The sequence below is a fragment of the Bacillus sp. JJ1533 genome (assembly GCF_036965045.1).
GTDB lineage: Bacteria > Bacillota > Bacilli > Bacillales > Bacillaceae_L > Ferdinandcohnia.
Map to the genome: position 1 here is coordinate 44,182 of NZ_JBALOV010000017.1, position 21,955 is coordinate 66,136.

Below are 21,955 nucleotides of genomic sequence, written 5' to 3' on the forward strand. Positions count from 1 at the left end.
GTGGTATTACCATAGTATGATTTCTCGTACTTTTTATTATAAAGGATAACTTCAAAGATTGATAGAGTTTTTCATAATATGGTAAGACCATCCTATAAATAAACCAGAAATGAAGGTGTGCTTAAATGGGTGTTTGGGATTTAGATAGGCTAAAAGGAGTATTTGTTGCGATGTATTCAGCCTATGATGATCAGGGTGAGGTTTCTGTAGAACGTGTGAAAAAGCTTGCACGCTATTATGCAGACACAGGGGTCAAAGGTTTATATGTAGGCGGAAGCTCAGGCGAGGGACTTTTACAAACAGCTGAAGAACGAAAGCAGGTCGTTGAAGCTGTCATGGAAGAAGTCGGCGAAGAGCTAACCATCATCGTTCATGTAGGAGCAAACTCGACGAAAGAAAGTGTAGAATTAGCCGTCCATGCGGAAAAATGTGGGGCTCATGCGACATCTGCGGTGCCTGCCATTTATTATCGATTATCCGAGGATTCAGTGGAAGCTCATTGGAAAGAAATTATTAATAGTTCATCTCTACCTTTTATTATTTATAATATTCCGCAGACAACAGGCTTCCATCTGTCACAGGGTTTACTTAAGAAAATGGCAACTTATGAAAAAGTAGTCGGCATTAAAATGTCTGGCGAAAGTACATACGAACTTCAGCAATTTAAGGCGAACGCCGGAAAAGAATTCTTAGTGTATAACGGCCCTGATGAGCAATTTTTGGGTGGAAGATCAATGGGTGCTGATGGAGGTATTGGTGGAACCTATGGTGTGATGCCTGAATTATATGTGGCGCTTGACAGACTATTTAAAGAAAGTAAACTCATTGAAGCGCAGGAGCTGCAATTTAAAATTAATGCCATTATTACGAAATTATTAAGCTATCCATCCCTAATGGGGGCAACTAAATATATTTTATCACTTCGTGGAATTGAAACGGGTCAGCCTAGATTGCCGTTGTTACCGGTTACATCATTCAATCATGAATCATTAGTCGAATTGAATGATGAGATAAATGAAGTAATTAAAGATTATTCAATGGAAAAGGGGAGGGTTTTTTGATGAAGAAGTTTAAAGTTTTTGTCTTGATTTTAGTAAGTGCATTACTGATTGTCGGCTGTTCTTCGAAAAATAATGCAAGCACGCCAGCTGAGAAAGAAGAAAATAATCAACAAACACCGTCTGCACCAGCAGCAGAAAGTGATGGCGCATTAAACATTACGTACTTTGACCCGAATGGAATGTCAGATCGAATAGCAGGAGATGTTTGGCTAAATAGAGGAGACCTGTACAAGGTTTTAATGTTTAGAAGCTTATTCTTACCAGAGCCAGATCTTCAAAATGTAAATCCGGACTTAGCTGAAAGCTACCAAGTATCTGATGATAAACTGACATATACGATTAAGATGAAAGATGGCTTAAAATGGCACGATGGCGATGATTTAACAGCTGAGGATGTAGTGTGGAGCATTAAGACAGTTCTAAAAGCGTCACAGGTGAACGCCATTTATACAACAGCATTTTCATCAATTGAAGGTGCTGCAGATTGGAAAGATGGGAAAAGTGATGACCTTTCAGGAATTTCCTTTGAAGGCAATACTGTAACAATCAAACTTGATAGCCCAGTGGGTAACTTTATTCCGGTGCTAGGTCAATTTGCCATTAAACCAAAGCATTTACTAGAGAATGAAAATCCGCTTGAAATCCATAACTCTGAATTCTGGAAAAACCCAGTTGGTAGCGGTATGTATAAAATAGAAAAAATTGAACCAGGGAACTATGCTACATTCGTTCCAGCAGAAACCTATGAAGGTACAAAACCAAAAATTCAAAAGCTAGTTCTTACAGCTATGTCAGAACCAACAGCAGCAGCTAAAACTGGTAAACTAGATTTCTTTAATACAAACGTTGCCGAGTTTATTGAAGGGATGAAGGAAGTAGACGGTTTCTCTTCACATCCAATTGATATCCTATTCTACCGATACTTTGTTGTGAATATTCAAGGTGCTGACGGCAATGTCAACGAAAAAATGGCCGACAAGCGCGTCCGAGAAGCATTAATGTATGCAATTGATCGAAAAACACTAACTGAACAGCTATATCCAGGATTATCCGCATTACTTAGCACTGGAGTTCCAACTTCTTTTGATGAGTCCTATGGGGATGCACCTGAGTATGAGTATAATCCTGAAAAAGCAAAGCAATTATTAGAAGAGGCAAACTTTGACTTCAATCAAACAATTAAGCTTCGTTTCTATTACGGAGATCAAACATCTGTTAACTTTATGACAGCGGTTGCGCAGTATTTAACCAATATTGGGATGAAGGTTGATGTCCTGAAGTTCCAAGGAGATGCTACAACAGAGCTTTATAAAACAAGAGATTATGATATCGCTCTTAAAGGCTTATCTGCTTTCGGACTTGAAGAGTATTACGCGGAGTATGCTTCAACAAACCAAAGCTTTATCAATATTATTGGTAAGGAAGGGCATTTCGATGAGCTTGTTAAGAAATTAAATGAAACAGAAGATCTTGATGAGCGTCAGGCAATCCTTACTGAATTACAAAAGCTAGAAGTGGAACATCTCTACAAGCTTCCATTGTATACAACGAAAAACTACTTCTACATTAATGATAATAAAGTGAAGACAGCTAGTAAGTTCGGAAACCCATGGTATAACTACGACATGGACTTCGAACAATGGGAGATTATTAAATAGAAACCGTCAACACTTCTTTGTGAAACGAATAAAAAACAATTCGCAAGTCTGCTTAGAACAGATTTGCGAATTGTTATAGATAGACTTAGGTGGTGAAGTCATTGTTACATTATATACTTAGAAAATTTTTAATTATGATACCGATGCTATTTCTCATCAGCATTATTGTCTTTTTCTCTATTCAATTATCTCCAGTCGATCCAATCTATTATTCTGCCACTCCCGATATGATGGCAAATGCAGCAAATCTCGAATTACTTAGAGAGCAGTTAGGATTAAATGATCCAGTATATATACGTTATTTCCGTTGGATTGGTGGGATTTTAACTGGAGACTTTGGGTATAGCATCCTAACAGGACAGCCAATTGCAGAGATGTTGATGTTACGATTGCCTGCCACAGTTGAGCTTGCACTTGTTGCCTTAGTACTTTCCACCATTATTGGTGTGCTATTAGGATTAATTTCCGCGATTAAGCAAAATAGTTTTCTTGATTATTTTTCTCGAAACATTGGTGTAATTGGGATTTCAATACCTGAATTTTTCTTCGGGATTATTATGATTCAATTTTTCGCAATTAAACTAGGCTGGCTTCCAACTGGGGGACGAATTGATGTGAATGATATTACGTTCTGGGATAGACTTCCTAACTTGATTCTTCCAGCCCTTACCCTAGCAATCGGTATGTTAGCTGTATTACTGAGATATACAAGAAATTCGATGCTAGATGTACTGAATAAAGATTATATTAAAACAGCGAGAAGTAAGGGGATTCCAGAATGGAAAGTCATCCTCTTTCATGCATTCCGAAACTCAATGGGGGCAATCTTAGTCATTCTGGCATTCCGTCTTCCAATCTTAATCGGTGGTTCCGTTATTATTGAAGCCGTATTCTTGTGGCCGGGAATTGGATCGACAATCCTAAGCTCCGTTTCATCCAGTGATTATCCAGTTATCATGGTCACAACGATGATGTTGGCTTCGGCTATTTTAATTGCTAGTTTTTTAGTAGACATTTTTGCAGCATTACTAGACCCAAGAGTCCGGCTAGATTAAGGGGGGACAAACATGGAAACTCCAATTGTAACAAACGATACAGTTGTAAAAACGCATAAAACAAATCTATGGAAAATACGTGCCAAAAAGATGTGGGCAAATAAACTAGCTTTCTTCGGACTTATTGTATGTTTACTTATGACATTAATGTCCATATTTGCTCCATTTATTACAAAATACGATCCGAGTTATATGGATTTAACCAATATCACACAGCCGCCAAGCTGGGAACATTTATTTGGAACAGATAAATTAGGCAGGGATGTTTTCGCACAAATTCTATATGGTGGACGTGTTTCGATCTATGTCGGTGTAATAAGCTCCTTAGGCGGAACCCTTATTGGTGTCGTTTTAGGATGTCTTGCAGGCTATTTTGGTGGAAAACTTGATAAATTGATGATTCGCTTTTCTGAAGTCTTCATGACATTCCCGGAGTTAATTTTGGTATTAGTCATTGTATCACTGATTGGTCAAGGAATTAACAATCTAATTATCGTTTTTATTATTACTGGTTGGATGACAACGTTCCGTCTTGTGAGAAACGAATTCCTATCTGTAAGAGAAGAAATGTATGTGAGTGTCTGTCATTCGTTCGGCATCCCTAAGTTTTCGATTATTTTTAAGCATATATTGCCGAATACGATGAGTCCGATCATCGTTGCATTTACAGTAAACGTTGCGATGTTTATTTTATCAGAGGCTGGTTTGAGCTTCTTAGGTCTTGGTGTTCCGATTACAACACCAACATGGGGTAACATTATGAACGCTGCAAAATCAATTGATGTTGTGACTGATTATTGGTGGCTATGGGTTGCTCCCGGTATGGCGATTTCGTTGTTTGTTTTGGCAATCAATTTCTTAGGGGATGGACTACGTGACGTACTAGATCCAAAACAGTGAGGTAATAAATGATGAAAAAAAATGAGTATACATTAAGAGTGAAAAATTTATCCACGTCGTTTAAGAGCGGCAAAGAGTCAATCAAAATTGTAAAAGATGTGTCATTTGATGTACACCGTGGAAAGCTTTTGGCGATTGTTGGAGAATCAGGATGTGGGAAAAGTGTAACCGTCCACTCTGTCATGCAGCTATTGCCAAAAAACGGTCAAATCGATCAAGGTGAGGTCCTTTTTAATGACGGTGAAAAGGAAATCGATTTAGTGAAGCTTGGAAAATACAGCAAAGAGATGAGAGCGATTCGTGGCGGGAAAATCGGTATGGTTTTCCAGGACCCAATGGCTTCCTTAAATCCTACTCATCGAATCGGCAGACAAGTTGCTGAAAACTTAATCGAGCATTATAAAATGCCGAAAAAAGAGGCTATGGAAAAGGTTATTGAATTATTTAAGCGCTTAGGCATACCAGATCCAGAGCAGCGGGTTAATGATTACCCCCACCAATTTAGCGGTGGTATGAGACAGCGTGTGATGATCGCGATTTCGATGATATGTAACCCTGATTTGGTGATTGCCGATGAGCCAACGACAGCACTTGATGTTACCATTCAAGCGCAAATCATGGATTTGTTGAAGGAGCTCCAACATAAATACAATAAATCGATTATTCTTATTACCCATAATATGGGGTTAGTAGCAGAGGTAGCTGATTATGTTGCCGTTATGTACATGGGGAGAATCGTAGAATACGGAACGGTGAGAGAGATTTTAAAAAATCCAAGTCATCCATATACCAAATCTCTTCTGAAGTCTGTTCCTGTCATGGGGCTGGATAAATCTCAAAAACTAGCAACTATACGCGGAACGACTCCAAATCCAAAATACTATAGTGGCGGGTGTGAGTTTGCAGACCGTTGTGATTTTGCAATGGAAAGCTGTCGAACGGCCGATGTTTCAGATGTTCACATTTCAGATAGCCACAAAGTACGTTGTCTCTTATTTGCGAACAAAGAGGTGATTGCAAAATGATAGAAACGAAAGAAAAACAGCAAATAGACCAGGATACGATATTCAGCATCAAGAATTTAAAAAAGCATTATCCCGTACTAGGCGGTTTTTTTCGAAAGCAAATTGGGACGGTTAAGGCAGTAGACGATATTACGATTGATATCAAAAGGGGTGAAACCCTAGGTATTGTTGGAGAGTCGGGCTGTGGTAAGTCTACTCTCGGAAAAACGATGATGCTATTGGAAAAGCCTACAGATGGTGAGCTGCATTACAATTTTGATGGCCAGGAAAAGGATATTACCAAATTGGATGCAAAGGGCGTTTTTGATTTTAGAAGTCGCGTTTCAATGGTTTTTCAGGATCCGTATTCATCCCTTAATCCATCTAAGAGAATCATTGAGGCATTTGATGAGCCATTGAAGGTTCATGGTTATAAGGACCCTGCTGAAAGAAAACAAAAGATTATCGATTCATTAAAAATGGTTAATCTGAACGAGGATTATTTGTATCGCTATCCGCATGAATTTTCTGGCGGTCAAAGACAACGAATTAGTATTGCGAGAGCACTCTGTATTAATCCAGAATTAATCATTTGTGATGAACCCGTTTCAGCTTTGGATGTTTCAATACAAGCTCAAGTTCTTAACCTAATGAAGGAAATTCAGCAAGAATTGAACTTAACGTATGTGTTTATTGCCCACGATTTAAGTGTTGTGCAGTACATGAGTGACCGTGTTGTGGTGATGTACTTAGGTAAAATTGTTGAAATTACGGATTCATCAGAGTTACATATCAATCCGCTGCATCCGTATACAGAAGCCTTACTATCAGCAGTACCTGTACCGACATTAGATGAGAAGAAAGAGCGCATTATTTTGTCCGGCGATGTACCAAGTCCAATTAATCGTCCAAAAGGATGCCCTTTCAGCAACAGATGCCCGAAAAAAATAGACATTTGTACTCAAGTCGAGCCAGCCCTACTGCCGCACGGAAATGATCGCCACCAGGTTGCTTGTCATTTATATTCCTAGTGTGACCGTGTCCCACAGGTAAATAAAAATAGGAAGAGTGAGGAACAATGCAAAACACCCAAAAGTATTTGTTTTTAGACTCTGGAATTATCAATGGCCATTATTGTGACAATGTGAAGCTGCATCTACAGTCGGTCCAAAAGGATACGGTGAATAATCCTTTATTTAAAGAGGAGTTTTTCGCAAATCCTCCAAAAAAGTGGGAACCGCGCTATGACAACGGCTACCCAAATGTCTTTTACGATAAATACGCGGAACTTTACCGCTGCTACTATACGACATTTTTAGTCGATTATCATTCATCGGAAACACCATTGAAGGAACGACCAGGCATCCAGTACGAGCCACACTCTTCTCGAGTAACAGGATTCTGTTATGCAGAATCCAAGGATGGCATCCATTGGGAAAAGCCAAACTTAGGCTTGGTCGAGTTTGACGGAAATAAGGATAACAATATTATTTTACGAAATGCTCATGGTTCTTGTGTGCTTTTAGATGAAGAAGAAGAGGATCCAAATAAAAGATATAAGCTTCTAACAAAAATAGACTTTTCACATGAAGATCATTTTATGGGAGTATGTTTTTCAAGTGACGGTATCCATTTCAGCGATCCGGTTCCTTGGCCAAGGTTTAACCCACATGCCGATACGTACAATTATTTCTTTAGAGATCCTGTAACGAACAGATTTGTTTTGATTACGAGAATTTGGAAGAACGGACTCCGCATTGCTGCTAAAAGTGAAAGTGAAGATTTTATTCACTGGTCAGAGCCAACAGAAATTGTACGAGGAATGGGTTTCCAATCGCAAGTCTATACAATGCCAGTTTTTAAATATGAAAACCTGTATCTTGGTATCCCTTCGATGTATAAAGAAGGTGATCGATCCGAGGATGACTTTGATACTGTTGATGTGAAATTAACCTTTTCGGTCGATATGAGAAATTGGGAATATGTATCACCGGATGAAAGCTTCATTACTCGGGGCGAAGGAAAATATCCTACCGGTGAATTTGATAGCGGGTGCATCTTTGCAAGTGTACCAGTTGAAATCGATGATAAATTATATTTTTACTACATGGGTGGCAACGGCCAACATACAAACTTCCGCGAAACTTCCTTTGCGCGAGGATATATTGAAAAAGATAAGTTTGCGTATTATGCACCGAACCAAGAGAACAGACAGGCAACGGTTACAACAGATGGCTTCAGCATTTTTGGAAACAATTTGAGTCTATTAGCAGATCTTGAAGATGGCGGCTCTGTACGATACGAGTTCATCAATCGCGGAACGCAAGAAGCGATTGAAGGATTTACTAGGGAAGACTGTGAACCAATCACGGGTTCGGGATGGACATCGATGAGCTTTAAAGGAAAAGACTTAACAGAGGTTGGCAATCGACCAGTTGGAATTCGTTTCATCTTTGAAAAAGCAAAACTTTATGCGCTTGATGGCTTCATCAACGTATTAAAAAGAAAGTACAACTCGTAATGGGCCAATGGGAAAGGTGCTGTGTCCCAAAACAAAGGATGAACAAATTGCAAAAGTAAATACGCTTTTGCAATTTGTTGTTTTCCAAGACGATAAAACACAGATGGAGAGATGTGTAATGAAGAAGGAAGAGTTCTTTTCAATCATACATAAAAATTTAATTGTTTCTTGTCAGGCACTAGATAATGAACCGCTCCATAGTTCCATGATTATGGCGAAAATGGCACAGGCTGCAAAAGAGGGCGGAGCAGTCGCGATTCGTTGTAATTCAGCGGTTGATTGTGAAGCCATTCAAAAGCAAACTGGCCTTCCTGTTATTGCACTGCTGAAAAGGAATTATCCGGACAGCGAGGTTTTCATTACGGCTACTCTTAAAGAGGTGAAAGAGCTCCTTACGGTTAAGCCAGATGTGATCGCTTTAGATGCCACTATTCGAAGAAGACCAAATGGTGAAACATTAGAAGAATTAGTTAGCTATATTCATAAGGTTAGTAAAACATTAGTCATGGCGGATATTGCCACAATTAAGGATGCTGAATATGCAATTCAGTGCGGTGTTGACATGATTTCGACTACACTTTCTGGATATACAGCTGACAGTCCAAAGCTTGAAGGCCCTGACTTTAATCTAGTTGAGCAATTATCTAAGACTGCAAGCGTACCTGTTATTGCAGAGGGCAGGATCAATACTCCAGAACAAGCCCGTAAAATGTTAGAGCTTGGCGCATATTCCATTGTAGTCGGGAGCGCCATTACAAGGCCTCAGCTTATCACGAAAAACTTTGCAGAAGGCATTGTTAGAGTATGAGAAAATTCTTAGCATTTGACATCGGAGGTACACATATTAAGTATGGAATTGTGACTGAAGAGGGGATCCTGCTATTTAGTGGATTAGTAGATACAGAAGCATATTTTGGCGGTCCAGCTATCGTTGAAAAAATAATAGGTTTAGGAAAATCATTGCTGGAAAGCTATTCAGTTGACGGAGTAGCCATTAGTACAGCGGGAGTCGTTGATATCAAATCTGGAAAAATTATAGCCGCATCCGGCACAATTCCTCAATACATAGGTGTTGAAATAAAAAGCCAAGTAAGTGAAGCTTTGGGATTGCCGGTGAGTGTAAGAAATGATGTTGATTGTGCCGGTCTTGGGGAGCTGTGGCTTGGCGGACATCAATCGGAAAACTTTATTGCCTTAACAGTCGGTACCGGAATTGGCGGAGCAATTGTCATTGATGGAAAAATGTACTCTGGACATAGCTTTAGTGCAGGCGAATGGGGCTATATGCAAATCGAAGGGAAACCATTTGAAAAGAATGCATCCGTGACTGGGCTTATTCGTTTTGCCCAGCAGTATAAAGAAAATCGAAATTGGACGGGTAAGGAAATTTTTGAGCTATATGATGCAGGGGATATCGAGATTAAAAAAGCAGTAGCTCAATTTTATCGCTATTTAGGAATTGGGATTTCGAATTTGATTTACATTTTTAATCCCGAGAAAGTAATCCTCGGTGGAGGAATTACGGCAAGGGGAGACCGGTTTTTACAAGAGGTTCAGGAAGAAGTTCAAAAACACCTAGAGCCGAGCTTTTATGAGAATACACAGATCGTATTAGCAAAGCTATCCAATCATGCCGGGTTAATTGGGGCCGTTTATCATTTTTTATGTGACGAGAAGTCTGTCACTCTGTCACACCATAAAGGAAGTGCTGTAAATTGAAGGTAAGCAAAAGCTATCAAACAGATGTATTGGTGGTTGGAGCTGGAATTGCTGGAATAAAGGCAAGCTATGAACTGTTAAAAAAAGGTGTAAATGTTTTATTAACCACCAAAACAATCGTAGTATCGGGGTCCAGCTTTTTCCCGTTAAAGGCTTCATTAGGTACACAGGTAACAAGGGGAGAAGCGGACAAGGCTGTTTTTTTATCTGATATCGAAGCGGTTAGTCATGGTATGCATGATGAGGAGCTTGCTCGAGTATATGTAGAGGAAATTCCTGAAAGAGTTAAAGAATATCAGGAGATTGGGATTGAGGCTACCAAACTTGAAGGTGCCAGAAAAGCTTGTTTTGCCAATCATGAGCGGGATATCTATTTATTACAAGATTGGGAGACAATCCGTAAAAATGTAAATGGTATTTTTAGAGAGTTTAGTAATCTGCAAACGATTGAGAACTGCCATGTTTTTTCGATTGTAAAAAAGGATGAAAAAGTGGCTGGTGCGTTTCTTCTAAATAAGGATGGAGAAATTATTTTTGTAAACTGCAAAGCGATTATCCTTGCGAGTGGAGGCTTTGGAAGCATTTATAAACATAATTTAAATCCTAACGATGTCGATGGCTCTGGGCATGTCCTTGCCTATGAAGCGGGAGCAAGTCTTGTGAATATGGAATTTATTCAATTCATTCCAGGAATCACATCCCCAAACTATAAAACATTATTTGGTGAGCAAACTCTTAAATATTGTATGGATCTTGTGGATGGTGAAGGGAAAAGTATTTTGGACGAACATCTGCCACCTGAGGTTGATAAGCGGGAAATGATGGATAATAGAAGCTCCCATGGACCTTTCACACATTCGTTGAAGTCTAGATACTTTGACATTGCAATGATGAAACGAATTTTCCAGGATAAAAATGAAAAGGGCTATCGATTGCTTTATAGCAAAGAAATTTATGAAAACCAGGAACAATTTTTCACAGTTTATCTGAATTGGTTAAAAGAAAAAGGAATTGATGTGGTCAAGGACGAGGTGAAGATTGCGCCATTTGCACATGCAAGTAATGGTGGAGTTGTGATTGATTCATACGGACAGACCGGTGTTGATGGATTATATGCAATTGGTGAACTTTCAGCAGGTGTTGAAGGGGCTAATCGTCTCGGAGGAAATTCAACAGGCTCATGCATGGTATTTGGAAAAAGGGCAGCTAATGCTTGCTATCAGTATGTCCAAGGTCATGAATTGTGCAAAGTTGAGATCCAAAGTGAGCTTGAACGAATCCGCAAAGATTGGGTAGAGAACGACGGCTCATACACGCCGCGGCATGTGATTGACGAAATCAAAAACATCATGTGGTATTACGGAAATGTCATTCGAAACGAGGAAGGACTCACACTCGCATTGGAGAAAATTGACCATCTCAGGGAGAATTATTCGGTCGTATCCTTCATGAAGGAGCCATCCCAGCGGAAGGGAGCACTGAAAGCGAAAAACTACCTTCAACTTGCCACGATACTCTTAAGTGCCATGAAAGAACGCAAAGAAAGTAGAGGGGCCCATTACCGGGAAGATTACCCCGAAGAAAGACCAGAGTACAACAAAAGACAGTATATCTCAAAGCCGAAACGGGTTGAGGTATGAAAAAGGGAAGCGGAACTTTGCAATATGACTTGCAAAGTTCCGCTTTTTTGGTTTTCGTAGCTTTGAAGATTTATTTTAAATAAATATGCAGGACTTGGATAAAACTAGAAAATGGAATAGTAGCTGACACGTTATGCTAGTATCCGAATAGTTCAGCAGCCTACAAGGGGCAGAGAACAGTAAACCCGTACCTGTGCCCATTTGGTGTCAAATTAGGGACAATCTTTTGTTTTCTAAATATTTTTTTAATATTTTTTTAATATTTTTATTGACGGTTTTTTCCATAGGATTTATAATGGGGTTAATCAGGAAAACGTTTTCTTGAAAAGTGACAACTTAGAAGTCTTCCAGTTGTTTTCGATACTTTTCCACATGTTTCCACACTATAAATGTTACTAATGTACTATAATAGTAATTTATTTATAAATATTTAGGAAAACGTTTTCCGCGACAAGGCTTCATATATGAGGGGGGAAGGGGCGGTAGCTATAAAAACATCTATAAAGGATATTGCGAAACAAGCAAATGTATCCGTTTCTACCGTTTCAAGGGTTCTGAACAATAGTAAATATGTTAGTGAGGAACTGAAAGAACGGGTCCTAGAGATCGTTAAAGAAACAGGGTTTAAACCCAATTTACTAGCAAAAGGTCTAGTAAATAAGAAGACTAATTTAATAGGTATATTAATACCGAGAATTGCGAACGACTTCTTTTCAGCTTTAATCGAAGGTGTTGAAGAAGTGGCTCAAACATACGGATATAATATTTTGCTTAGTACTTCGTATAACGATATTCAAAGGGAAATTGAGTATTTAAACATCTTTGAGGATAGACAACTAGATGGCATTATTTTTTCGGTTACTGAGTTCACGGAAGAACATCGTGCATTTTTTGAACGCACAGCTCTCCCAACCGTCTTTATCGGACAAAAGCTAGATAATCAAAACAAATACCCATATGTAACAATCGATAATGTAAAAGCTTCTTATGAAGCAACAAAATATTTAATCAATCAAAACCATGAAAAAATTGCAATTTTAGCAGGTCCTGAGTCGGATATGGCGACGGGAACGTATCGCTTGCAAGGCTACACAGAGGCTTTAGAAGAAGCGGGACTCGTTCCGAATCCATTGTGGCAGTCTAAGAGATTTCATACGATTGAAGATGGGTATCTTGCAACTTCACAAATCATGTCACAAAAGGATAAACCAACAGCCATCTTTGCTTGTTCCGATCTGCAGGCTCTCGGGGCGATTAATTATTTGCAAGAACATGGATACAAGGTCCCGGAAGATATATCAGTCATGGGATTTGATGATGTAGATTTAGCATCTATTTTTAGACCTAAACTTACTACTATTAAACAAAACCCAGTAGATATTGGGGCAACAGCGATGCGCTTGCTTATTGATCAAATGAGAAAGATAGACATTCAATCGAAGGAGAATTTAATTCCCTATCGACTAGTCGTTCGAGATAGTACAAAAAAATATCGTTGATTTGAAAGCGGTTAAATTCCTAAACACAAAAGGAGACGAGCACACAATGATGAAAAAATTAGTTTTAGCCGGTATGTCAGTTATTTTGCCACTTGGATTAATAGCATGTAGCAATGATGAAGGTTCCAAAGACGGCGCGTCTAGTGCTTCTAATGAAAATGTTTTAAAAGTAACATACCCATCCTGGTGGGAGGACTGGTTTAAAGGCCTTGAAGCTGACTTTGAAGCAGCAAATGAAGGTGTTGACGTTCAATTAGTTCCTCTTCATGACGATGTCACAACAAAACAAGCCATGATGATGAAATCTGCTGAAACTGCACCAGACGTTGCAGTAGAAGACACCTACATTTTAAATTCGGATGTAAACGCGGGTTACTTATCCCCAATGGACGATATCGTCAACAACTGGGATGAGTGGAAAAACTTTGAACCGACTACACACCAAGGTGTTACTGGGTTAGACGGCAAGATTTATGGCGTTCCATTCAGTACAGATGTTCAAGGACTTTGGTATAACAAAAACATACTAGCTGAAGCTGGACTTTCTGACTTTGCTCCTAAATCGTGGGAAGAAGTCTTAAGTGCTGCCGAAGCAGTAAAAGCAAGTGCAAGTAAAGATGTCATTCCATTGTTCATGTATACTTCTAAAGCAACTGGAGAAGGTACTTCAATGAGAACATTCCAAGTGTTATATAGTGGGACTGGTTCTTCTCTATATGACTATGATGAACAAAAATGGGTTGTAGACGAAAAGGCGTTAACTGATACTTTTGAATTTATTAATACTGTAAGTAAAAAAGAAATTGGAGCGGCACCAAGTGTTGCGGCTAACAGTCAAGTATCAAGCTTACTTGCTGAAGATTTAATGATGAATGATAAAGTAGCAATGGTTATGGATGGAAACTGGGTTGCAGGTACATGGCGTGAAGGAAGAGCGACTCCATGGCCAGAAGCTCTAGACACGTGGGGATTCATTCCATTCCCAACTCAAACTGGACAAGATCCTGGTTTCACTTCCATGTCAGGTGGATGGGCATTATCGATCCCAGCTAAAGCAAACAACAAAGATTTAGCTGCGGAGTTTATTAAAATGGCAGTTGATGGTGAACATCAATTAGAATATGTGACTAAAACAGGTGATATGACAGTTCGTACAGATGTCGCTGAAAAAGATGAGTATTTAAACCAACCATTAAGTAACTATCGCGAAGCAGGCGAAATCTTGACATATACTCACTTCCGTCCAGCGATTGATGAATATCCAGCAATCTCTACGCACATCCAGGAAGTAGTGGAAAGTGTAGCAACAGGTGCAATTTCCCCAGAGCAGGCAGTGAAAAATTATGAAACTGGTCTTAAACGTATCGTAGGAGAAGAAAGTATCGTTAATAAATAAAAAACTAAAGACCAAGTTCGAATGCGACTTGGTCTTTTATCTTCCAACTGGGGGGAACAATGGTGGCGAATTCCAAAAAGAATAACCAGAATAAAAGTCAACTAAAAAGAGCAGCGCTTTTCTTATCACCATCTCTGATCTTAATGTTAATCTTTTTTGTTGGTCCAATTATCATGACCTTTTTCTTCGCATTTACAAACATGTCTTTAACGGGTGCTTCCGCTCAACATATTGAATTTGTCGGATTCAAAAACTTTGTCAACATGTTTGCAGATCCAAACTTTAAAACATCCTTTATGGCCACCTTAATCTTCTTAATCTTTTCAGGGATTATTGGTCAACAAGTACTTGGATTTTTACTCGCTATTTTAATGAAGAACAAAAATAAAACATTTCGTAAATTTGTAGGTGCAACCGTCATGGCTGGTTGGGTAACACCTGAAATCATCGTTGGTATTATGTTTGTTGCCTTTTTACATGATGGTGGTACACTAAACCAATTTATTGGCGCATTAGGTTTTGAACCTGTGTCTTGGTTGTTTACATTCCCAATGGTGTCTGTCATTATCGCAAATATTTGGCAGGGTTCAGCATTATCTATGCTTATGTTCCAATCAGCACTAGATAGCATCCCAACTTCTTTATATGAAGCGGCGAAAATAGATGGAGCGAACCGTTGGCAAACGTTGTGGAAAATTACGATTCCGATGATTAAGAATACGGTTTTTACGAACTTAGTTATTATCACACTTGGAACATTAGGTGTGTTCTCCCTCATTTACACGATGACAGGTGGAGGACCAGCAAGAGCCACATCTACATTACCAGTATTCATGTATGAACAAGCATTTGTTAACTATCAATTAGGATACGGTACTGCAATTTCATTAGTCATTTTATTAATCGGAATTATTTTAAGCTTAGCTTACATTAAGCTTTTAAAGACAGATGAATAATGGGGGGGAAATAAAATGAATTTAAGTAAGTTCGGAAAAATAATACCCTATACTATTTTATCAATAATCGCAATTTTATTTATCACTCCGCTATTATGGGTCATATTTGCTTCTTTTGATGCAAACGCAACACAGGTTGTAAAGCTGCCTGATCAATTTACCCTAAGCAACTATACAGAGGTTATCACAAATCCCGTCAATCAAAAGGCGTTCTTAATTGGAATCTTCCTATCTGGAGGGCAAACAATTTTAGTGGTTATGTTGTCAATGTTGGCGGCGTATCCCCTATCTCGATATCCATTTAAAAATAAGCAAAAATTGATGATGGCGATTTTATTTATGACATCACTTCCAATTACAGCGGTAATGGTACCTGTATACCAACTATTCTTATTTTTGGATTTACAGGATTCCTTATTTGGTACGTTGATGTTCTTAACAGCATCTCAATTACCGTTTGGCATTTGGTTAATGAAAAACTTTATTGATGGTGTTCCGGTTGAGCTTGAAGAGGCAGCTTGGGTTGATGGAGCAGGACTTCTTACAGGTATCCGTAAAGTCATTGCACCATTAATGATTCCTGGAATCTTTACGGTTAGTATTTTTACGTTCATTGGGAGCTGGGGGAACTTCTTCGTTCCGTATATCTTATTACAAACACCTGAAAAACTGCCAGCATCAGTTACCATCTTCCAATTCTTTGGACAGTACGGTTATGCAGCATATGGTCAATTAGCCGCATATTCAATTCTTTATATGCTACCAACATTCATTCTTTACTATTTTGCTCAAAACCATATGTCAAAAGGGTTCAATATGGGTGGAGCGGCAAAAGGATAAACAATAGGAGGTACCACTATGAAAAAAATGTATATGATTGGAAATGCTCATGTAGATCCAGTTTGGTTATGGCAATGGCAGGAAGGTTTTCAAGAAACAAAAGCCACTTTTCGCTCGGCATTGGACCGATTAAAGGAATACGATGACTTTATTTTCACTTCAAGTTCAGCTGCCTTTTATGAGTGGATTGAAAAGAATGAACCTTCCATGTTTGAAGAAATCAAAGCACGGATTCAAGAAGGACGATGGATAATTTGTGGGGGCTGGTGGATTCAGCCAGACTGCAATATACCAAGTGGGGAATCCTTCGCTAGACAAGGATTGATTGGTCAGCGGTATTTTAGAGAAAAATTTGGTGTCACCGCTAAGGTTGGATACAATGTCGATAGTTTTGGACATAACGGAAACTTACCTCAGCTCTTGAAAAAATCAGGTATGGATGCTTACGTGTTTATGCGTCCGAATCCTGAGGAAAAAGGCATGCCAGGTCGATTATTCCTATGGGAGTCAAATGATGGCTCACGTGTTAAAGCGTTCCGCATCCCATTTGAATATGCCACATTTAACCATTTAGAAAACCATATTATGCATTGTAAAACAGAGTTGAAAAATTCATTTGACCATCTTATGTGCTTTTATGGGGTTGGAAACCATGGTGGTGGACCAACAAAAGTAAACATTGAAACGATAAGAGAATTAGATCAAACAATGGAAGATACAACATTAACCTTCAGCTCACCAAATGAGTTTTTTGAAGATGTATCTCAAATTGAAGATCAACTTCCTGTTGTTCATGATGATTTGCAGCACCATGCAAGTGGATGCTATGCCGTTCATTCAGAAGTGAAGAAATTTAATCGTCTCTCAGAAAATTTACTCGTAGAGGCTGAGAAGTTTTCTACTGTTGCGAATCAATTAACGAACCAAAGCTATCCTACTGATTTTAATCAAGCATGGAAGGGTGTATTGTTCAACCAGTTTCATGACATTTTAGCAGGTACTAGTATTGAGGCTGCCTACCAAGATGCAAGAGATTTATATGGTGAAGCAAACAGCATCAGCGCAAGAAATTTAAACTATGCGTTGCAATCGATTAGTTGGAATATTGATATTGAAGAAGAAAAGGACATGAAACCGATTGTGGTCTTTAACCCGCATTCATGGCCAGTTCGAACACCTGTTGAAATAGAGCAAGGAATATTTGTGAACTACATGTTACCGGACGAATTCATCATTGAAGACGTTCATGGTAACGAAGTTCCGTATCAAGTTGTCGATCCAGTTGCAAAAATCCCTAATCGAAAACGAGTTGTGTTTTTAGCAGATGTCCCACCGTTAGGGTATAGCACGTATAAATTACGAGCAGTTAAACCGAAACAAACCTTTGAATCAATGAATATTGAAGATTTCACAATGGAAAATGACCGTTTAAAGGTCGTGATTGATCCGATTAGTGGTGGAATCAGTAGTTTGTACGATAAAGTGAAGGACATTGAGGTGTTTCGTAATCATGGTGCGCTTCCTGTTGTGATCAATGATTTATCTGATGCTTGGGGACATGGCCAGCTTCGCTTTGATGAAAAGATCGGAAACTTCAAACCCATTAAACTAAAAAAACTAGAGGATGGACCTGTTAGAGGGATTATCCGTGTCATTAGTGAATATGAAAAATCAACGCTCGTACAGGATTTTATTCTTTACAAACAGTTAAATAAAGTGGAAGTAAAGGTAAAAGTGAACTGGCAAGAAAAGTACAAAGCGTTAAAAATACAATTCCCTGTTACATTTAACCAAAGAAAAGCAACGTATGAAATCCCATTTGGCCAAATCACAAGAGAGGCGAATGGAGAAGAAGAACCAATGCAAAATTGGGTCGATGTAACCGGTACAATTAATAAGCAAAAGCAAGATATTTATGGATTAAGCATTTTAAATGATGGTAAATATAGTGCAGATGTGACTGGAAATACGATTCATTTAACAGTGTTACGCAGCCCGATTTATGCTCATCATATTCCTTTCGTGCCGGATGTAGAGGATGATTACCCAATCATTGATCAAGGTATCAAAACGTTTACGTATACAATCTTACCTCATGAAAATGGCTTCGAGGAAGCGAATACCGTGCAGCATGCTTGGGAGTTGAATCAGAAGCCACAAGTAGTTGTGGAAACCTATCATAAAGGGGCATTGCCGCAACAAGATAGTTTCATATCTATTGACCAACCAAATATTATTCTATCCTCAATGAAGCATGCAGAAGATGGGGATGGTGTAATCGTACGATTATACGAAACGAATCATCAAGATACTGTTTCTCATTTGGAGTTTCCGCTTTGGAAGCGAAATGTAACGTTAAACTTTGGAAGATCAGAAGTAAAAACAATCTTTATTCCTTTTGATGAAAGAAGTCCTGTTTTTGAAACAAATCTACTCGAGGATAAACTTGGTGAGGTACATGAGTAATTATTTAGGCATTGATCTCGGAACATCCTCTGTAAAGTGCTTAATAACGGATCATAAGGGACAAGTAGTAGCGAGCAGTGTGAGAACATATCAAGTTCTCACGCCTCAACCTATGTGGCATGAGCAAGATCCAAATGACTGGCTAGAGGCATTAAAGAAAGCGTTACGTGACATCGAAAAAGACGACAACCAAATTTTACAACAGGTTACATCTCTTGCTGTCACGGGACAAATGCATGGGATTGTTCCTGTTAATCACAATTTAGAACCGATCCATCATGCGATTATTTGGTCAGACCAGCGAAATAAGGAGGAATTAGCTCTTATTAAGGAAAGCTTATCATTAGAAAAATGGGTTGAACTAACGGGGAATCGCCCCAATATGAGCTTTACATTAGGGAAAATCCTATGGTTTAAAAAGCATTTTCCTGAACTGTATAGGGACACATACAAATTCCTGCTTCCAAAAGACTTTATTCGCTTAAACTTAACTGGCGTACTAGATACGGATGAATCAGATGCCTCCGCGACGTTAATGATGGATTTGAAAACGAAGGATTGGTCAACAGAAATTCTGGAACTATTCCAATTAGATCGGGATAAACTTCCAAATATTGTACCTTCGACTCATGTATCAGGAACTGTGATAAAAGAAGTAAGTGCCCATTACTCGTTAAAGGAAGGAACACCTGTTATTTGCGGGTGTGGAGATGCTCAAGCACAAGCAATTGGAAACGGAATCGTAAATGAAAAAGCGTGGCTTTGTACGATTGGAACAAGTGGGCAGCTTTTTGTTAGTTCTGATGAATTAAAAACGGTGAAAGACGGATCTGTTCATACATTAGCCCATGGCGATTCTGAGAAATATGTCATGATGGGCGCAACCTTATCAGCTGGGAATTCTTTTAAATGGTTTAAAGAAAAGGTGTTAGATAGTACCTATGATTTTGGATATTTATTAGATTTAGCAAGTGACATTGAACCTGGAGCGAAAAAACTCATATTTTTGCCCTATTTAAATGGTGAACGAACTCCCCATATGGATGAAAATGCAAAAGGGACATTTATTGGATTAACATCGGAGCATACAAAAGCAGAAATGGCGCGCTCCATTGTTGAAGGCGTTTTATTTTCATTATATGAAGCGTATTGCCTGATTCAGCAAAGAATGGAATCTTCCCCAGATTATATTGTCTTAACCGGAGGAGCGGCAGAGCACCCTGTTTGGTTAACAACCGCAGCAAATCTCTTTAATCTGCCAATAGTAAGGAAAAACAGTAGAGGTGGAGGCGCTTATGGTGCAGCGATGCTTGCTGCAGTCGGAGTCAATGACTTTGCCAATTTAGATGACCTCTCCAAACAATGGGGATTACAAGAAATAGAGGAGGTTTTTCAACCTGATTCTACTAAACACTCCTCTTATAATCAGTTATTTTCCATCTATCAAAAATGCTATCAATCTTTAAAATCTATCTACGAGGAACTAGAACATTTTGGAGGTATCAGCAACGATGACAATGCGTAAAACACACGAGCAACTTATAAAAGAAGCACATGAATTAAGTTTACGAGACGGAGAAAAGGGAAATAATAGCCCGCATCGTTTAGCTTTTCATTTGGACCCTCCATCGAACTGGATGAATGACCCAAATGGATTGGTTTATTTTAATGATGAGTATCATGTGTTTTATCAGTTTACTCCGGATCAACCAGAAACCGGTTTGAAATTTTGGGGACATTTTAGAAGTAAAGACTTAATCAATTGGGAACTGCTGCCTCCTGCTATTGCCCCAGGTAATGAATATGACCTAGATGGCTGTTGGTCAGGTTCCGCTGTTGCGAATCATGATGAGTTAACGTTAATCTACACAGGTCACGTTGATAATAAATCACCAAAAGAGGTCCAGTGTATTGCTACTAGTAAAGACGGGGTTCATTTTACAAAGCATGAAACAAACCCTGTCATTGCAGCACCACCTGCGGGCTTTTCAGAAGATTTCCGTGATCCGAAAGTATGGAAGCATGACAACAGTTGGTACATGGTGGTTGGTAATGGTCAGGATGGGAATGGTCAAGTATTGCTTTACCAATCTTCTAATCTAGTAGATTGGACATATTTAGGGGTTATGGCTGAGGGGGATGGAAATCAAGGTTTTATGTGGGAGTGCCCAGATTTAGTCAACCTTGGTGAAAAGGATGTCCTTATTCTATCACCAGAAGGTATGGACAATATTAAACATAAGAGTATCTATAAAGTCGGTAACATGAATTATGAAACAAATAAATTTGAAGAAGAGCAGATGGCGATGATTGATTATGGTTCTGACTTCTATGCTCCTCAAACCTTGAAGGATGGAAAAGGCAGGACGATTATGTTTGGCTGGATGAACCTATGGGAATCTAGCATGCCAACTCGAAAAGATAGCTTTGTAGGATCGCTGACCATACCGAGAGAACTAAAACTGAATGATGAAAATAAATTAATCCAAGTTCCAGTCGAAGAGTTAAAGCAATTACGTAAAAAGGAAAGGCATTATGATTTGGAGCTAAACGAGGAAATCATCCTTGATGACAAAATCGAAGTTGGGGAAATTGAAGCAACCTTCAAGATTTCGGGTGATTCACAGCGTTTCGGTCTAAAAGTAAGGTGCTCAGAAGATGAAGAAACAATTGTAGGAATTGATGCAGAACGCAGTGTGCTCTTCATTGATCGGACGAATGCTGGTGAGGGTGACACCTCAATGATGGAAGCGCCGATTACGTTGAAAAACAATCAAATTAACATGAGGTTGTTCATCGACCGTTCTTCTCTGGAGGTATTTGCTAACGATGGGGAAAAGGTCGTAACAACGAGGATTTATCCAAAGCAAACAAGCCAAGATGTGAAGCTATTCTCAGATAACGACATAAACGTGGACCTAAACATCTATGAATTAGAGGATAAGATGACGAATAAAGAGGTTGTTTTGTAGAAAGTAACATGATGAGCTCAGGGGGCTAATCAGGAATTCCGCCCTTGTATTAAAATCTAGAATCTTTGCAGAGTGGACCTTTTTGGTAAGGCATTGAAATCGAGGTCGTAATGTCCTTCATAAGCTCGATGAAGGACAAAACGGATCGAAATCGCGATCCAAATGTTCTTCATAAGCTCGATGAAGTACAAAACGGATCGAATTCGCGGTCGAAATGTCTTTCATAAGCTAGATGAAGGACAAAACGACTCGAAATCGAGTTCGAAAT

At 39.0% G+C, this 21,955-nt stretch carries 17 protein-coding genes; all 17 read left to right on the plus strand.

The features are described 5' to 3' along the window. Window positions 1–125: 125 nt before the first annotated feature. The 17 genes from V7138_RS08470 to V7138_RS08550 all read left to right on the plus strand — a co-directional run bounded on the left by V7138_RS08470 (window position 126) and on the right by V7138_RS08550 (window position 21,687). Entirely contained in the window at window positions 126–1,061 is a 936-nt protein-coding gene (locus tag V7138_RS08470; RefSeq protein WP_335396014.1) for a dihydrodipicolinate synthase family protein, read from the plus strand. Then, entirely contained in the window at window positions 1,061–2,719 is a 1,659-nt protein-coding gene (locus tag V7138_RS08475) for an ABC transporter substrate-binding protein (RefSeq protein WP_335396017.1), read from the plus strand. The genes V7138_RS08470 and V7138_RS08475 overlap by 1 nt, the downstream gene beginning before the upstream one ends. Window positions 2,720–2,811: 92 nt before the next feature. Then, a complete protein-coding gene (locus tag V7138_RS08480; protein WP_335396020.1) occupies window positions 2,812–3,774 on the plus strand; it encodes an ABC transporter permease in 963 nt (320 codons plus the stop codon). Between the two features lie 12 nt (window positions 3,775–3,786). Further along, a complete protein-coding gene (locus V7138_RS08485; RefSeq protein WP_335396023.1) occupies window positions 3,787–4,674 on the plus strand; it encodes an ABC transporter permease in 888 nt (295 codons plus the stop codon). An 11-nt stretch (window positions 4,675–4,685) separates the two neighbouring features. Then, window positions 4,686–5,699 carry an ABC transporter ATP-binding protein gene (locus V7138_RS08490; protein ID WP_438824332.1) on the plus strand — a complete coding sequence of 338 codons (1,014 nt, stop codon included), beginning with the start codon at window positions 4,686–4,688 and terminating at the stop codon, window positions 5,697–5,699. Further along, on the plus strand, window positions 5,696–6,709 hold the full coding sequence (locus V7138_RS08495) for an ABC transporter ATP-binding protein (RefSeq protein WP_335396028.1): 1,014 nt from the start codon (window positions 5,696–5,698) through the stop codon (window positions 6,707–6,709). Before V7138_RS08490 ends, V7138_RS08495 begins: the two co-directional genes overlap by 4 nt. Before the next feature lie 47 nt (window positions 6,710–6,756). Further along, the gene (locus tag V7138_RS08500; protein WP_335396030.1) at window positions 6,757–8,199 is read left to right on the plus strand and encodes a hypothetical protein; all 1,443 of its coding nucleotides are present in this window, start codon (window positions 6,757–6,759) and stop codon (window positions 8,197–8,199) included. Between the two features lie 118 nt (window positions 8,200–8,317). Continuing rightward, on the plus strand, window positions 8,318–9,007 hold the full coding sequence (locus V7138_RS08505) for an N-acetylmannosamine-6-phosphate 2-epimerase (RefSeq protein WP_335396033.1): 690 nt from the start codon (window positions 8,318–8,320) through the stop codon (window positions 9,005–9,007). Beyond that, the gene (locus tag V7138_RS08510; RefSeq protein ID WP_335396035.1) at window positions 9,004–9,918 is read left to right on the plus strand and encodes an ROK family protein; all 915 of its coding nucleotides are present in this window, start codon (window positions 9,004–9,006) and stop codon (window positions 9,916–9,918) included. The genes V7138_RS08505 and V7138_RS08510 overlap by 4 nt, the downstream gene beginning before the upstream one ends. After that, complete coding sequence (locus V7138_RS08515; RefSeq protein WP_335396038.1) at window positions 9,915–11,558, plus strand: FAD-binding protein; 1,644 nt, start codon at window positions 9,915–9,917, stop codon at window positions 11,556–11,558. Before V7138_RS08510 ends, V7138_RS08515 begins: the two co-directional genes overlap by 4 nt. Window positions 11,559–12,022: 464 nt before the next feature. Then, window positions 12,023–13,057, plus strand: coding sequence for a LacI family DNA-binding transcriptional regulator (locus V7138_RS08520; RefSeq protein ID WP_335396041.1), 1,035 nt, complete (start codon window positions 12,023–12,025; stop codon window positions 13,055–13,057). A gap of 46 nt (window positions 13,058–13,103) precedes the next feature. Further along, complete coding sequence (locus V7138_RS08525; protein ID WP_335396043.1) at window positions 13,104–14,453, plus strand: extracellular solute-binding protein; 1,350 nt, start codon at window positions 13,104–13,106, stop codon at window positions 14,451–14,453. A gap of 59 nt (window positions 14,454–14,512) precedes the next feature. After that, a complete protein-coding gene (locus V7138_RS08530) occupies window positions 14,513–15,409 on the plus strand; it encodes a carbohydrate ABC transporter permease (RefSeq protein WP_438824331.1) in 897 nt (298 codons plus the stop codon). A 15-nt stretch (window positions 15,410–15,424) separates the two neighbouring features. Continuing rightward, window positions 15,425–16,249, plus strand: coding sequence for a carbohydrate ABC transporter permease (locus V7138_RS08535; RefSeq protein WP_335396046.1), 825 nt, complete (start codon window positions 15,425–15,427; stop codon window positions 16,247–16,249). An 18-nt stretch (window positions 16,250–16,267) separates the two neighbouring features. Next, window positions 16,268–18,715 carry an alpha-mannosidase gene (locus V7138_RS08540; RefSeq protein ID WP_335396049.1) on the plus strand — a complete coding sequence of 816 codons (2,448 nt, stop codon included), beginning with the start codon at window positions 16,268–16,270 and terminating at the stop codon, window positions 18,713–18,715. Continuing rightward, window positions 18,708–20,240: a xylulokinase gene (gene xylB / locus V7138_RS08545; protein ID WP_335396052.1), complete on the plus strand. Its 1,533-nt coding sequence runs from the start codon at window positions 18,708–18,710 to the stop codon at window positions 20,238–20,240. Before V7138_RS08540 ends, xylB begins: the two co-directional genes overlap by 8 nt. Then, window positions 20,227–21,687 (plus strand): glycoside hydrolase family 32 protein, encoded by a 1,461-nt coding sequence (locus V7138_RS08550; RefSeq protein ID WP_335396053.1) that lies wholly within the window; start codon window positions 20,227–20,229, stop codon window positions 21,685–21,687. The genes xylB and V7138_RS08550 overlap by 14 nt, the downstream gene beginning before the upstream one ends. Window positions 21,688–21,955 lie beyond the last annotated feature (268 nt).

Excerpts from the sequence above, each read along its gene's own strand:
- V7138_RS08500 (WP_335396030.1), top strand. The coding sequence starts at position 6,757 with ATGCAAAACACCCAAAAGTATTTGTTTTTAGACTCTGGAATTATCAAT.
- V7138_RS08505 (WP_335396033.1), top strand. The coding sequence starts at position 8,318 with ATGAAGAAGGAAGAGTTCTTTTCAATCATACATAAAAATTTAATTGTT.
- V7138_RS08530 (WP_438824331.1), top strand. The coding sequence starts at position 14,513 with ATGGTGGCGAATTCCAAAAAGAATAACCAGAATAAAAGTCAACTAAAA.
- V7138_RS08470 (WP_335396014.1), top strand. The coding sequence starts at position 126 with ATGGGTGTTTGGGATTTAGATAGGCTAAAAGGAGTATTTGTTGCGATG.
- xylB (WP_335396052.1), top strand. The coding sequence starts at position 18,708 with ATGAGTAATTATTTAGGCATTGATCTCGGAACATCCTCTGTAAAGTGC.
- V7138_RS08520 (WP_335396041.1), top strand. The coding sequence starts at position 12,023 with ATGAGGGGGGAAGGGGCGGTAGCTATAAAAACATCTATAAAGGATATT.
- V7138_RS08495 (WP_335396028.1), top strand. The coding sequence starts at position 5,696 with ATGATAGAAACGAAAGAAAAACAGCAAATAGACCAGGATACGATATTC.
- V7138_RS08525 (WP_335396043.1), top strand. The coding sequence starts at position 13,104 with ATGATGAAAAAATTAGTTTTAGCCGGTATGTCAGTTATTTTGCCACTT.
- V7138_RS08550 (WP_335396053.1), top strand. The coding sequence starts at position 20,227 with ATGACAATGCGTAAAACACACGAGCAACTTATAAAAGAAGCACATGAA.
- V7138_RS08490 (WP_438824332.1), top strand. The coding sequence starts at position 4,686 with ATGAAAAAAAATGAGTATACATTAAGAGTGAAAAATTTATCCACGTCG.
- V7138_RS08540 (WP_335396049.1), top strand. The coding sequence starts at position 16,268 with ATGAAAAAAATGTATATGATTGGAAATGCTCATGTAGATCCAGTTTGG.
- V7138_RS08510 (WP_335396035.1), top strand. The coding sequence starts at position 9,004 with ATGAGAAAATTCTTAGCATTTGACATCGGAGGTACACATATTAAGTAT.
- V7138_RS08475 (WP_335396017.1), top strand. The coding sequence starts at position 1,061 with ATGAAGAAGTTTAAAGTTTTTGTCTTGATTTTAGTAAGTGCATTACTG.
- V7138_RS08485 (WP_335396023.1), top strand. The coding sequence starts at position 3,787 with ATGGAAACTCCAATTGTAACAAACGATACAGTTGTAAAAACGCATAAA.
- V7138_RS08535 (WP_335396046.1), top strand. The coding sequence starts at position 15,425 with ATGAATTTAAGTAAGTTCGGAAAAATAATACCCTATACTATTTTATCA.